The sequence below is a fragment of the Pseudoalteromonas sp. A25 genome, assembly GCF_009176705.1.
Taxonomy (GTDB): domain Bacteria; phylum Pseudomonadota; class Gammaproteobacteria; order Enterobacterales; family Alteromonadaceae; genus Pseudoalteromonas.
In genome coordinates, this window is record NZ_AP021847.1 from 802,220 (window position 1) to 817,055 (window position 14,836).

Annotated in this window: 10 protein-coding genes; 2 read left to right on the forward strand and 8 right to left on the reverse strand. The window is 40.4% G+C overall.

Annotated features, from left to right (window positions below; translation table 11 throughout):
- Window position 1 precedes the first annotated feature (1 nt).
- The 6 genes from GDK41_RS19995 to GDK41_RS20020 all read right to left on the reverse strand — a co-directional run bounded on the left by GDK41_RS19995 (window position 2) and on the right by GDK41_RS20020 (window position 9,385).
- Window positions 2-973 (reverse strand): hypothetical protein, encoded by a 972-nt coding sequence (locus GDK41_RS19995; protein ID WP_152088233.1) that lies wholly within the window; start codon window positions 971-973, stop codon window positions 2-4.
- Window positions 974-1,301: 328 nt separating this feature from the next.
- The gene (locus GDK41_RS20000; protein ID WP_152088234.1) at window positions 1,302-2,144 is read right to left on the reverse strand and encodes a transporter substrate-binding domain-containing protein; all 843 of its coding nucleotides are present in this window, start codon (window positions 2,142-2,144) and stop codon (window positions 1,302-1,304) included.
- A 195-nt stretch (window positions 2,145-2,339) separates the two neighbouring features.
- Window positions 2,340-3,140 (reverse strand): hypothetical protein, encoded by an 801-nt coding sequence (locus GDK41_RS20005; protein WP_152088235.1) that lies wholly within the window; start codon window positions 3,138-3,140, stop codon window positions 2,340-2,342.
- A gap of 173 nt (window positions 3,141-3,313) precedes the next feature.
- Window positions 3,314-5,335, reverse strand: a complete 2,022-nt coding sequence (locus GDK41_RS20010) for a S9 family peptidase (RefSeq protein ID WP_152088236.1) — start codon at window positions 5,333-5,335, stop codon at window positions 3,314-3,316.
- A 221-nt stretch (window positions 5,336-5,556) separates the two neighbouring features.
- Complete coding sequence (locus tag GDK41_RS20015; RefSeq protein WP_152088237.1) at window positions 5,557-7,083, reverse strand: amidase; 1,527 nt, start codon at window positions 7,081-7,083, stop codon at window positions 5,557-5,559.
- Window positions 7,084-7,207: 124 nt separating this feature from the next.
- Complete coding sequence (locus GDK41_RS20020; protein WP_152088238.1) at window positions 7,208-9,385, reverse strand: malate synthase G; 2,178 nt, start codon at window positions 9,383-9,385, stop codon at window positions 7,208-7,210.
- Window positions 9,386-9,607: 222 nt separating this feature from the next.
- Here GDK41_RS20020 and GDK41_RS20025 point away from each other — a divergent pair, with 222 nt between their 5' ends.
- Both GDK41_RS20025 and GDK41_RS20030 read left to right on the forward strand, forming a co-directional pair.
- Window positions 9,608-11,212 (forward strand): isocitrate lyase, encoded by a 1,605-nt coding sequence (locus GDK41_RS20025; RefSeq protein WP_152088239.1) that lies wholly within the window; start codon window positions 9,608-9,610, stop codon window positions 11,210-11,212.
- Window positions 11,213-12,006: 794 nt separating this feature from the next.
- Window positions 12,007-12,498 carry a hypothetical protein gene (locus GDK41_RS20030; RefSeq protein ID WP_152088240.1) on the forward strand — a complete coding sequence of 164 codons (492 nt, stop codon included), beginning with the start codon at window positions 12,007-12,009 and terminating at the stop codon, window positions 12,496-12,498.
- Window positions 12,499-12,531: 33 nt separating this feature from the next.
- On the opposite strand, the gene rmuC is transcribed toward GDK41_RS20030, so the two are convergent.
- The gene (rmuC, locus tag GDK41_RS20035) at window positions 12,532-13,974 is read right to left on the reverse strand and encodes a DNA recombination protein RmuC (RefSeq protein ID WP_152088241.1); all 1,443 of its coding nucleotides are present in this window, start codon (window positions 13,972-13,974) and stop codon (window positions 12,532-12,534) included.
- A 178-nt stretch (window positions 13,975-14,152) separates the two neighbouring features.
- Window positions 14,153-14,830 (reverse strand): response regulator, encoded by a 678-nt coding sequence (locus tag GDK41_RS20040; protein ID WP_152088242.1) that lies wholly within the window; start codon window positions 14,828-14,830, stop codon window positions 14,153-14,155.
- Window positions 14,831-14,836 lie beyond the last annotated feature (6 nt).

Genomic DNA, 14,836 nt, shown 5'->3' on the forward strand with positions numbered 1-14,836 from the left:
ATTAAAGTTGTTCCCAGCTAGGGCTTGCGTACTCGTAGAACGTTCTTTCACGCTCATAAAGTGGCTTCCACTTCATGATATCTACGTTAAACACCAATAAGCCCCAAAGCTTTTTACAATAGCCTTGAATTTTTCCGTCTCCCCCTGATAGCTTCCCAGATACTTTAAGCTCCAAAAAGCCCTCTTCACGAACTTGTTCATCAACCACAACACGACGAATGCCCGCTTCAACGTAGCCCTTACCTTTAACCTTAAGCAAGCTCAGCTTACCTTTCACACCAGCTTCAGCAATACCATGACCAAACGAGCCATAAGCCGCGCTTGATACTACACCACCGACATATGGCTCAACAGACGCATAAATGTAATCAGGGCGTCGCACGCCATCAACCTCAAAAGGTTCTTCATTGCCATGTCCGCCTATTACACCACCTACAGTAAAGTCTGCACCGGCTTCAATACCAGCGCCAAACTTAACACCTAGCTTTAATAAACCTAATGGGTCTAATGGCAATTCTAATTTTGGTTTAATAGGCTCGGGGATCAAATCAAAATAATATTCAATCGGATAAGTAACAGATGCATCAAGCAAATCATCACAGTTAGGCTTAAACGCAGCCACAGAGTCTTCACCAACCGTTAAGTTAAAGCTCATACCTTGCGTACAGTCTAACTTTGAAGGGTTAAAAGAAAACTCTACAAAGCCAATGGCCATTTTAAAGTTACGGTTATGTAACTTAAGCCAGTTACCAGCCTGATAAAAGCCACTTGTAGCGCCATTGGCAACGCTGTCAACAAACATCCAACCTTGCTGATCACGATACTGATGAGTTCTGCCTACCGCATTGTTTTTTGTCACCACTCGCGACGACTGCTCTACATAGCCAGGATCTTTGTACAAAGAGGCATATGCTGGTGCAATAGCTAACGCTCCTAATAGTGCACTGAAGCACATAGAAGTAATAGTTTTCATTATATTTCCTGTTATAAAAAATCTTAAAGTTTATGAGTAGGCTGCGCAGCCGAGCGCTAATATAGAGGTGAATGTTTACAGAAAAGTTACAAATAAACCGATTAAAGGTCCAATTGGTAATAAACAGACTTTATCATGAGGTTTAGAGCAAGCTATCAAAATCAATTAAAATATATTAAAAACAAAAAATTAGAAATGAATCAGTATAAAAAATCAGCATTTACACTTTTGTAAAATGCTCTCAATTAGTCAGGCGATTTCAGTTAACGAATATTCTACTCTATGAGTAAAAACCAACCGTTATAACCTTACAAATAACCACGCATTCTCAGTGCTCAACCATTGTTGGGGGCAAAATATCGAAAGATTTTAGTAAATCGTCAAGATAACCCTTCGTCTTTAACTGTGCAGTTTCGGGTAACCAACGTAAATGTGCGTGATAGAACTCGGCCGTTTGATAAGCTTTTCTTAAAGCTTGATCGAGCTTTTTCAAAAAAGCTCGGCTTTGTTGAGTGTCGTTACACATCCAGTGACCAACAATGTATTTCGGGGCACCGGCTATGTCGTAAACTCGCAACTCTGAGGGTGATTTTTGTAAATGCCTAAATATTGCAGCGGGATAGCCAAGGTAAAAGTCCGCTCTACGATGCCTAAACATCTGAAAAGTCATGTCATAATGGTTAGTTCCATCGCGTAGTACTTTATTACTTTCGGGAATTTTATTAATTTGCATATCTAAATAGTTGCCATAAGACATCGAAGGTGAAAGTACGATTACCGCATTCTTATATTTGTCGAAAATGTTCACTAAAGAACGCACTTCACCGACTTGGTTAAGTAGCTCAGCGCTCAGCGGGGGAGATTGAATATGCTGATATAAACGGTGACTCAAATAAATATTGATGGGTAAGCTAAACAAATAATTATCGAATCTTTTTGGGGTTTTAATTCTATTTTGCACACAAACTGATTGTTCTTTTGTCTGCATAGCCTTCAGAGCACGTTTATAGCTGGAGGGAACTAAAGTAACATCTCCTTTATTCAAAAAACTCATTACTAACAAGTTAGTGTTGTTGCCAATACTCGAAGGGGGGATTTCTTTGCGTAACACACGTAAATCACTTTCATCTTCCACATGCAAAAAAATCGCATTGGCACAGTAAGAACACATAAAACAGAGCAAACATAACACGCGGATCAACATCATCGAATACAACACACTTCATAATTCACACTTACTAGCATAGGCTATCAAGCACTAAAAGTGCTAGTCTAAATTAATGCAAAATAAGCAATGACTAATAGAATACGTAATGATGGGGTGATGATATAAAGCGATAGCCCATTTTTACACCTCAACGTTTTTTCATTCAGAAGAAGTCAGTAACCGGATCAATTCATCTAAATACGCTCGGGTTTGTTTTTTTGAAGATTCAGGTAGCCATTTTAAGTGCGCATCATAAAATGCGTCTGAATGGTAAATTTCCATCATAAGCGAGTTAAATACAGCTAAAAATGCCCTACTTTTAGCATTATTGTTACACATCCAGTAGCCAAGAACATAACGGGGAGCATCAGCCACTTCATAGGCACGGTAATCAGCAGGACTTTCCTTCAAAAAAAGATACATATCTGCTGGGTACTCAAGTAAAAAGTCAGCGCGTCTTGATTTAAACAAGTGATACATCTCTGCGAATGGGTTACTTCCCGCCAAAATCACTTTATTTTCTTTTTTAACCTTTTCAAATTGTTTATCAAAAAAAGGACCATAAGATAAGGTAGGTGTAAACGCTATCAATGCACCTTTGTATAATGTAAAAAGTGCCTGCAAAGACTTTACTTCTCCATCGCCAGTTAACACCGATGCAGATAGCGCTGGTTCCGACGCATGTTGGTAAAGGCGTCGGCTCAAATAAATATTGACTGGGTAACTAAATAAAAACTCCTCTAATCGCTTTTTATTTTTGACTCTATTGGTCATACAAATCACATTTTCAGTGGTACGCATATCTTTCAGAGCACGGGGGTGACTTGCAGGCACTAGGGTTACTTTGCCATTGGGAAGTAAATCTAGGATGAGTTTATTGGTATTATTGGCTATGTTAGTTGCTGGATTGAGACCTTGATAGACAGCAAAGTCACGTTCATCGTCAAGATAAAGTGACACAGCCAGAGCACAAAAGTTTACCGAAAAACAAATCAAAAGCACCGTCGCTTTGAGCACACACGATAACAAACCAACCACCAAGCACTATCAATGAGTTTATTAAGAATAGGACAATATATAAAAAAAATGCCAGCAATATGCTGGCATTCAAAACAAATAGCGAGCCACTGTGACTATTTATTGCTGTGCTTATCAAACCACCATTGAATATATGCTACTTTATTCATCAAGTTAGAAGGCCTTGCAGTGATACCATGCGATGCGTCAGGGATCCTAACCATTGCGGTTTCGACACCTTGAAGCTTTAATGCTTGGTAATATTGCTCTGTTTCAGAGATTGGCGTGCGATAGTCAGCATCACCTGTAAGTAACATAGTGGGGGTTTTAACATTACCCACATAACTAATAGGCGAGCGCTTCATATAATGCTCTGTATGCTCCCAAGGCTTACCAGGGAACCAGTAATCTGCAAAATATGGATAAAAATCAGCTGTTAATACAAAACTAAACCAATTTATTACTGGCTTAGCGACAACAGCAGCTGCAAATCTATCGGTATGCCCAACGGTCCATGCGGTAAGTACACCTCCACCAGAACCGCCGGTTACAAATAATCGAGACTCATCAATAAAGCCTTTTTTAATAACTTCATCTACCCCTGTCATTAAATCATCAAAATCGTTGCTAGGGTAATTATGGTGGATTGTTTGTGCAAATGTTTTGCCATATGAATCGCTGCCCCGCGGGTTCATATACAACACTACGTTACCTTTGGCTGCAAATAATTGCGCTTCAGCACTAAAGTGAGGACCGTAGTTGGCAACAGGTCCACCGTGGATCTCTAACACGAGTGGATATTTTTTACTTTGGTCAAAGTTAGGGGGGTAAACAATCCAACCTTGAATATCCAATTGATCATGTTTTGATTTAACCCAAAGCTCTTCCACTTTACCAAGTGTTTTATTCGCAAGCGCATCTTCATTTAATTGCGTTAGACGTTGCGTTTTGCCGCGCTGCACCACACCTACATCAGCTGGCCTTTGTGTATCCGCCATAGTAAATGCAACGTCTCCTTTCACACTTACGTCAAAGTCTCCGCCTGAATAGGGTCTGCCAAATGACACACTACCAACTTGTTCAGTAATGATTTTAGCTTTTGAGTTCAGTGGCTGGTGAGCAACGACCGTCTGACCTTGAGAGTCATAACTGTAATACAGGCCTCTGCTTTTACTATCCCATTGAATGCTCTCGACACTGCGGTCAAGATCTTGAGTTAAAACTCGACTTTCACTTTTTTCAAGATCGATCACATAAACGTGAGCGTTCTCATAATTGGTCCGCTTATCGTCATATCCAATGTAGGCTAAAAAGCGCCCATTAGGCGATACTGCAGGGGCTCTATCAGGACCCACTCTTTGAGTAACGGCTTTGATCTCCAGCGTCTTCATATCAAGCGAGTAAACTTCGCTATTGATTACCTTTAATTCATAATCAGGGTGACGGTTGGCTGAGAAATACAACGTATTACCATCGCCGCTAAAGCTGACCTGACCTCCATGGTTAAAACGTCCTGAAGTAAGCTGCTGTGCGTTACCACCGTTTGCATCAATTTTGAAAATATGTGTAAAACCGGATTTGCTGTAACCTGCGCCATCGGCACGGTAGAAAACATCATCTATAAAAACAGGCGGTTTAGCCCAAGTAGCCCCTTTCGGTTTACCCTTTAAACTAACTGGCGTTTTAGCGGCTTCAGGCACAAATTGGCTAAATACAATACTTTTTCCATCTGGCGTCCAACTCAGGGAATTGGGTGATTGTGTTAAATTACTAATTTTTGCCACCGCACCTGAAGACAGCCACTTAACATAGATTTGGCTACTACCATCTCGAGTCGAAATGAACGCTAAGCGATCTCCTTGGGGAGAAAGTGTCGGCGCATAGTCAATATGCACACCACTTGTCACTGGCAGTAATTGCTTTGTTTTTACATTAACCGACCATATATTGCTGACTTTTTTATCCGTTTTAATATCCATACGGTTGCGCACAAAATAAACCAGCTCGGCATCATGACTAAATTCAATTTGATTTGCATATTCAAGATCAAATACATCTTCTAGTTCGAGCGGCTTAGCGCTAGCAAGATTGCTTGCCATTAATATGCTTGCCGCTACAGCAATAATACTTCGTTTCATTAGGACTCCATTTCTTATTTCGATTGAGCTTTGATAACAACGCATTCATAAGACAAGGTCAATTATTTGCGTTTAAAGCACACTAACAACAGCTGCCCCCTAACCGTATAACTTTTATGGATTTTTTTACTATTGGCTCCTATTCAAATCACGATGGATTAAACAACGTATTTGAATGAATTTACCATTATTGTTAACTGTAAAGGGGGTTAACAGTTTACTTATTCGTCAATGCTCTTCAAAAACTCTGGAGCTTTCCTAATTTGAGTCGCCTGCTCAAAAGCGTATCCAATCTCTATTAATGTAGCTTCGCTATTTGCACCACTAAAAAAGGAGATACCCAAAGGAAGATTTCGATAAAAAGCCATCGGAATAGTAATACTCGGATAGCCTGCTATTGCTGCTGGGCTGGAACTGGCTCCTGTGTAATGATCACCATTAAGCGTATCGATAACCCATGCAGGACCATTTGTTGGCGCCACGATTGCATCTAAATTATGCTCGGCTAATAAAGCATCAATACCGCGTTTTCTCGCTTTCTCAGCAACTAACTTTTTAGCAGCGAGATATACTTCGCTTTGCAGATCACCCTTATTGTTAGCCATTTCAAGCAAACCTTGATTAAAGTCACTGCGAGCCAGCGTCTTGTTAAATTTAATCAGCTCAGCGAGCGATTTAACCTTAACTTGCTCTGGCGTATTAGCCAAGTACTGTTCGATGTCATGCTTGAAGTCATACAACAAAATATCAAACTCAGCTTGTGACAGTGCATCTTGATAGTCCAACGTAAGATCATCAATAACGATTGCTCCTTCACGTTCAAGTACATCAAGTGTTTTGGCAAATGCTTTACTAGCAATGCTGTTAAACTCGCTGATGTTGCGAACTACCCCTAACCGCTTACCTTTTAACCCATCTGCTTTTAGGTGTTTTTGATAAGAATTAGGTAAGGAGCCTGATAACACCTCAAGTAAAATTGCAGCATCTTGTACATTGCGGGTCATAGGGCCTGGCGCATCTTGAGAGTGAGACAAAGGGATAACTCCCTTGCCTGATACTAAACCAACCGTAGGTTTTAAACCCACTAACGCATTATGCGCTGCAGGACATGTAATAGAGCCATCAGTTTCAGTGCCTATTGCTGCAACCGCTAAATTTGCGGCAACAGCAACGGCAGAGCCTGAACTTGAACCACAAGGGGTACGGTTAAGTACGTAAGGATTCTTGGTCTGTCCGCCGATATCACTCCAACCACTTGAACTTTGCGTTGACTTAAAGTTAGCCCACTCACTTAAGTTCGCTTTCCCTAAAATAATAGCCCCCGAAGCTTTGAGCTTTTTAACCAGTTCAGCATCATTTTTTGCATAATTGTTTGAAAGCGCGATAGCACCCGCTGTTGTAGGCATATTATCCGAAGTTTCGATGTTATCTTTTAAAACGATTGGCATACCAAAAAGCAAACTATGAGCCTTATTAACACTATGTTGAGCGTCTCGTTGCTTTGCAATATCTAACGCTTGAGTATTTAAACTTATAATGGCATTGAGCTTTGGGCCACTATCATCAAGCTCAGCGATTCGAGACAAGTAATACTGAGTTATATGTTGATAACTTATTTTTTTATCATCAACGAGCTGCTGTAGCTGAGCAAAGCTAAGCTCTTCCAATGTCATTACATCAGATTTAGCATCTACCTGTGTCGTTGCTAGTGTAAAGAGCAACGCAGTTAGCCATGTTTTACAGTGCATAGGTTCAGTCCATCAAATATTTTGTTTTTATAGTTGGATAATATTGACCACTTTGCAAGCACTTTAGGACCTAAAAACAAAACAACCAGACAAAGGTCTGGTTGTTATATCAACTGCTTAGGTTTTAGCTTGCTTGAGCTTTATATTTTAACCGGTAAGCATGTAATAGCGGTTCAGTGTAGCCATTAGGTTGTTTGCTGCCTTCAAACACTAATGCTTGAGCCGCTTGAAACGCGAGATTATCTTGGAGATCTTGCCCATTGCTCACCATCGGCTGATAAAGAGGATCATCCTGATTTTGGCTATCTACTATCTGCGCCATACGTACAAAAGTGTCACGTACTTGTTGCTCGCTACACACTCCATGCATCAGCCAGTTCGCGATATGTTGACTCGAAATACGCAAAGTGGCCCTATCTTCCATTAAACCAACATGGTTTATATCTGGCACTTTAGAGCAGCCAATCCCTTGGTCAATCCAACGCACAACATACCCTAAAATGCCTTGCACGTTGTTGTTCAGCTCTACTTGGATTTCTTCTTTGCTCAACGTCATATCCAAAAGAAGAGGCGGAGTAAGTAAGTCATCCAAAGATGCTTTTTGACGCGCTAATAACTCATTTTGTTTAGCAAATACATCTACGAAGTGATAATGCATGGCATGTAGTGTTGCAGCGGTAGGAGAGGGCACCCAAGCGGTATTCGCACCAGATTGGGGATGAGCTAGCTTTTGCTCCATCATTAACGCCATTTTATCCGGCATTGGCCACATTCCTTTGCCTATTTGTGCTTTACCACTAAACCCGCACTCTAAACCAATATCAACATTACGGTTTTCATAAGCCATTATCCAAGGCTGAGATTTAATCTGCGCTTTAGGCAGAACGGGACCAGCCAGCATTGATGTGTGGATCTCATCTCCCGTTCTATCTAAAAAGCCTGTATTAATAAACACCACTCTCGACTTCGCTTGCGCTATACAAGCTTTAAGATTTACCGATGTGCGACGTTCTTCATCCATAATACCAAGCTTTATGGTGTTTGCAGGTAATTTAAGTAACGCTTCAACTTCACAAAATAGCTGCTCGGTAAATGCGACTTCTTCAGGGCCGTGCATTTTTGGTTTTACAATATTGATGCTTTGTACACTCGAGTTATGAACCGAGCTATTACCCTTAAGATCGTGCATAGCACATAGTGATGTGATCACGGCATCCATGATCCCCTCAAAAACCCATTCACCTCGGGGATCCAAGATAGCTGGATTTTGCATTAAATGCCCAACATTACGCACAAACATCATGCTGCGGCCTTTTAAGGTAATTCGCTCTGCGTCTTTACTGGTGTAAGTGCGATCTGCGTTAAGCTTACGGGTTACCTGCTCACCTTGCTTCACAAAAGTCTCACTTAACGTGCCTTGCATCAGCCCAAGCCAGTTCTGATAGACCGATACTTTATCTTGCGCATCAACTGCTGCAACTGAGTCTTCACAATCCATAATGGTGGTTAGAGCAGATTCAAGCACAACATCTTTAACACCGGCTTTATCTGCTTGGCCGACAACATGGTGAGGATCGATTTGGATCTCGATATGAAGATCATTATGTTTGAGCAAAATAGCGCTGGGGTTTTGTGCTTGACCTTGATAACCGACAAATTGAGATGGGCTTGCAAGCGTCACTTGTGTGGTGTCATTAAGTGTAACCAACAGTTGCCCATCAACAACAGAATAGTTAGTACTTTCAATGTGCGAGCCATGGTTCAGAGGTAGTGCCTTATCCAAAAACTGTCGAACATAAGCCATCACCTTAAAACCACGTACCGGATTGTAACGTGAAGTTTTCTCGGCTCCCTCTTCTTCGCTAAGCACGTCGGTACCATACAAAGCGTCGTACAAAGAGCCCCAGCGAGCATTTGCCGCATTAAGTGCAAACCTAGCATTACTGACCGGAACGACGAGCTGTGGTGCAGCAGTTAAAGCGACCTCTGGCTCAACAAGCTCAGTATCAATAAAAATATCATTTGGCTCTGGATGCAAATAACCTATATCTTCCAAAAATGTCCGATATTGCTCTTTATTCCAAAACGTATGCTGTTGATGATAAGAATCGATTTGCTGCTGCAACAAATCTCTTTTTGATAACAGCGCTTTATTTAACGGTGTGAGAGTGTCAATAATGCAGGCAAACCCCTGCCAAAACGCCGATTGTTCAATGCCTGTATTGGGAATAGCTTGTTGATTTATAAAGTCATAAAGCCTTTTATCTATGGTTAATCCAGCTTCTTGCACACTAGCTTGCATAACAATGGTCCTAAGTCGAGTTTTTGAACGGGTTTAAATAACCATATCGTATTTACCCGTAAAACAAACCCCCTTAAGCATTCACGAAAAATATACTCGTAATAACAACTATAAATTTAAAAAATTTAGCATTCCAGCCTAGGGTGTAATTAAGCGCTGATGTCTAGCATTGCGCAACTCTCACAACCAAAAATATAGCTAACCCGTTCGAAGGATTTAATTATGACTCGCTACCAATCACAGCTCGATAAATTCTCTACCCTTTGCCAAACCAACGGTAAAACTTGGCAATCTATCAATCCAGAATTTGCAAACCGCATGACTTTGCAAAACCGATTCAAAACCGGTTTAGATATCGCAAAGTACACCGCAAAAATCATGCGAGAAGACATGGCAGCTTATGACCAAGATAGCAGTCAATACACACAATCTCTTGGCTGCTGGCATGGGTTTACAGCCCAGCAAATGATGATGGCAATTAAACGTCACCAAAAAACAACCAAGCGCTCATACGTTTACTTAAGTGGCTGGATGGTCGCCGCACTACGCTCTGAATTTGGCCCATTACCAGATCAAAGTATGCATGAGAAAACATCTGTGCCTAAGCTCATCGAAGAGATCTACACATTCTTAAAGCAAGCCGATGCAAGAGAGCTTGATCACCTATATCGCGAACTAGATGATGCAAAAGCGACCGGGGCAAATACACAAGAAATAATCAATAACATTGATAATTTTGAAACGCATGTTGTGCCAATTATCGCAGACATTGATGCAGGCTTTGGCAATGAAGAAGCAACGTATCTTCTAGCAAAAAAAATGATAGAAGCGGGCGCTTGTGCAATTCAAATCGAAAACCAAGTTTCAGATGCAAAACAATGTGGTCACCAAGCTGGTAAAGTAACCGTACCTCACGAAGACTTTTTAGCAAAGATCAATGCTGTTAGATACGCATTCTTAGAACTTGGCGTTGAAGACGGGATCATCGTAGCACGCACAGATTCTTTAGGTGCCAGCTTAACGCAAAAAATACCGGTATCAAAAGAGCCTGGCGATTTAGCAAGCCAATATACTGCATTCTTAGATACAACCCCAATCACATCAGCAGATGATTTAAATGATGGTGAAATGGCAATAAAACTAGATGGTCAACTTTGCAAACCTGTCCGTCTAGAAAATGGTCTATATCAGTTTAAAGACGGTACAGAAAAAGATCGTGTTGTCTTAGATTGTGTAACAAGCTTAAGATCTGGTGCCGATTTATTATGGATTGAAACCGAAAAGCCACATGTTCAGCAAATTGCAGAACTCGTCAACCGAATTAAAGAGCACGTGCCAAATGCTAAGCTAGTTTACAACAACTCGCCATCATTTAACTGGACTTTAAAGTTTAGAGAGCAAGTCTATGCACAGTGGCAACAAGAAGGGCGAGATTTGAGCCAATATCCTGATCCAAGTTTAGATCCAAAAGCACTTATGGCTCCACAATTGGATAGCTCAGAGTTAGCCGCGGCTGCCGATGAACTCGTACGTAACTTCCAACGCGATGGTGCTCGTGAAGCAGGTATATTCCATCACTTGATCACGCTTCCAACTTATCATACCGCTGCATTAAGCACAGATATTTTAGCTGAAGGTTACTTTGGTGATTTAGGCATGCTTGCCTATGTGCGTGATGTGCAACGACAAGAAATTAGACGTGAACAAGCTTCTGTGAAGCATCAAGACCTAGCGGGTTCAAACATTGGCGACACCCATAAGGAGTACTTCTCAGGTGAGAATGCGCTCAAAGCAGGTGGAGAAGCTAACACAATGAACCAATTCTAAATCTAAGCCAACCAATAGAGTCCCTATAGAGAGCTTTCGAGCTCTCTATATAAAACACTCAAACAACCAGATCAGATTTTTACTAAATTAATTAACCACAAAGCAAATTCGATACATAAAAGCGCAAAATCAGCGTTGCCCATTTGATTATTATTATTTCTCTAATATTAAGACCCTTAAAGCCTTATTTCAGAACAAAATTTTACTAACAGACTAAGCTACAGAACAACATTTTACTAAGGCAGTAGTCAAATAAACCGAAATTTTACTAACTCAAGGCCTATAAACCGAAATTTTACTAACTCATTGACGCAAATTTGCAATAAACTTTAATTATTGAATAAAAAACAATGTGTAAACCCCCTTTACAAAACACACTTCCGTGCATTCATGTATGCTGAAAATGTCTAAAAAGGCTTGTTTAGGCTTTCAATTAGAGGCATTTTGAAGTAAAAAAATAGATAAGGCGGAAATTTTATAAAGATGTGAAAAATGCCTTAGAAGTTTTTATTAGATGAAACGCCACTTCGTAAAATATTGATCCAGCATACTGTTCATGCCAATATAAACGATATAAAACAGTGAGTTAATTAATAATGCTATTATATTCTCATTATGGATCAGGCGATAACTAACTTTATCGCAACCTTTCTAAACGTTCCCCCCATTTAAATTGCTCGCGTAGCTCATGAACGCTTATTCCATATGGTCCAACCTCTATAGGCCGCTGCCCAACTCCATTTTTCTTACACATTTATTCGTTTTACTAGTAACTCACATGGGAGAAGATAGAAATGACACAACATACAATGAAACATGGAGATTGGGCTAAAATTGTTGAAACACGTCAAAAAAAGCAACAAGCTCAACAGAAAAAAGGCGCATATAACACGCCAATCATCACCATACTGCTGCTTAGCATATTTGTTGTTGCAGCTCTTTGGGCACTTTTCCATAATCAGAATCAGCAACTCTCAATTGCAGAACTAAGTAGCGAACAAAAGAGACGTATAACCAGGCACTTTTCTAAACAGTTCATCATCGGGAGCTGGGAGTTTTATGATACAAAATTTACCAAATCAGATATCGAGGTAATGATAAAAATTCCTACGCAACTGTCTATGAGCCAGTTACATGCATCTAAATATATAAGAACGGCTTTGTGCCCTCCAACCAACCATAAAGTTTGGTCTGATGTGGGCTTGTATAATTTGCATATCAACCTATTTACCGACTCTCCGCGCAAGGGCAAAGCGGTTATGTGTAACAATCCCAATATGTCTTAAACTGGTGTCCCCCTATTGTAAAGGGGGTTAACACTACTCAAGTTCTAAGCGCGACTGTTCAACAAGATCCTCAGGCAAAGATTTACTGACCGAAACTCCCAACTCTTTAAACTCAGACGCTTGTTTAATCAGATTACCTTTACCGCTGTATAGTTGTCCGAAAGCTTTTTCATAGCTTTCTTTCGCCTTGTCTAGTTGCTTCCCAACACCATCCATACTGTGTAAAAATGCGTTCAGTTTGTTGTAAAACTTCTCGGCTCGCAATGCAAGCTCTCGACTATGCTTGCTCTGTTCTTCAAATTTCCAAAGCTGCTTAACAATGTTCAAGCTCGTGAGGAGTGTGGTTGGGGTAGCAACTAATACATTCATGTCTAGAGCTTGCTGATACAAGTTTGGATTATGCTTTATCGCTTCAACGAATGCAGACTCAACCGGAATGAACATAATAACGACTTCAGGAGAATTTAAGCCTGGCAAGCGTTCATAAGACTTATCACCCAATTCTTTAATTCTTGCTTGCACTGCAAGGCAATGTTGAGCGAGCGCTTCGTGAGCACTGGTCTCATTATCAGAGTTTACATAACGGGTATATGCGTTCAACGATGTTTTTGCATCGATCACTAGGTGACGCTGTTGAGGCAGATACACGATAACATCGGGGCGAAATTTACCTTGCTCAGTAGTAAACGACACCTCTCGTTTGTAGTCAAACCCCGCTCTTAAACCAGCACTATCAAGCACATTCTCTAGCATCAATTCACCCCAATTTCCTTGGGTCTTCTTCTGACCTTGTAATGCAGTGGTTAACTTGTCGGCTTGTTCAGTAATGGTTTTATTGTTGGCTTGTAAATGCAACAGCTCTGTTTTTAATGAAGCACGTTGTTTCAGCTCTTCACTATGAATTGCTTCCATTTTATCTCGAAATCCTTTCAACTCGCCCTGCATTGGCTGAAGCAATTGACTGATCCGTTCCTGACTTTGACTATTAAAGCGTGCTGTCTTTTCCTCAAAAATTTGATTGGCGATATTTTCAAACTCTTGTTTTAAAATTGCTTTGGACTTTTCTAATTGTTGAATTTGAGCATCAAATGCGAGTGTTTTTTGCTCTAAAGTTGTTTTTAAGTCAGTTAACTCTATTTCTAGGCAATGAGACTTTTCTGTACTTTGTGCGAGTGATTTTTCACTTTGTTGCCATAGCTGATGATATTGATTAGCTTGTTGCTGTTTTTCGCTCAGCCGTGCTTGATATTGCTGACAATGTCCATGTAATTGCAATTTTTCAGCTTGTAACTGCTCAGCTTGCGCTACACATTGTGACACTTGTTCACATTGCTCAAACAAACGCTGCTCTAGCATGGCTACTTGTGACGTGAGCTTTTGTTTTTGAATGATGTACCAAGGAAAGGTGACAAGCATACCGCTGCCAACTAAAACTAAATGTAACCAACTCACTTGCGAAACAATGGTGTCAAACATACATTATCTCAAAGATGTAACTCGTATATTTGATAATACCTTAATGAGCCAATACAAGCACTTAATTAACCTCAGGTTTAGATAAGAGTTTTTGAACAATACTCTTTTTTGCCCACTATCAAAGGCGGTTGTAAGTAGGTGTGCAAAACAGGCTACAAAATTGTTGTATGAGGCTAATTCACGTGTCTAATTGCTGGGCATCATAACGATAACCAGCGCCATACACCGATCCTATTAGCTTTGCTGAAAACCCAAGTTGCTTTATTTTCTTTCGAATATTTTTGATGTGACTATCAATCACGCGATCTGAGATATCAAAATTGTCAGGCTGAATGAAATCTAAAATTTGCTGACGTGAAAACACTCGGCTCGGTGCTTTATACAAAAGCAAAAATATATCAAACTCCACCTTAGTCAGGGCAAGCGATTTACCAACAATACGGATGGATATCTCAGCTTCATTAACTATCACACCTTTTTGCTCTTGCTGACTAGGTGTACAACGTCTCAGTATTGCTTTAATACGCATGACAAGCTCTGCTGCACTAAAGGGCTTACATACATAGTCATCGGCACCAAATTCAAGCCCTTTGAGTCTGTCTGCTTCAGCTACCTTTGCAGTAACCATCACAATGGGCACCATTGAAAATTGACGAATTTGCTTCATACACTCAACACCATCTTGGTTTGGCAACATGATATCCATGACAATAGCATCTGGTTGATTATTGTTAACCCAATCAACAACAAGCGCACCATCAGCAATATGAGATGTTGCAAAGCCAGACGCTTTAAAAAATAGTGCTAGTTGTTCAGCTATATCAAAATCATCTTCAACAATCAAAATGCGATGCATAAACTT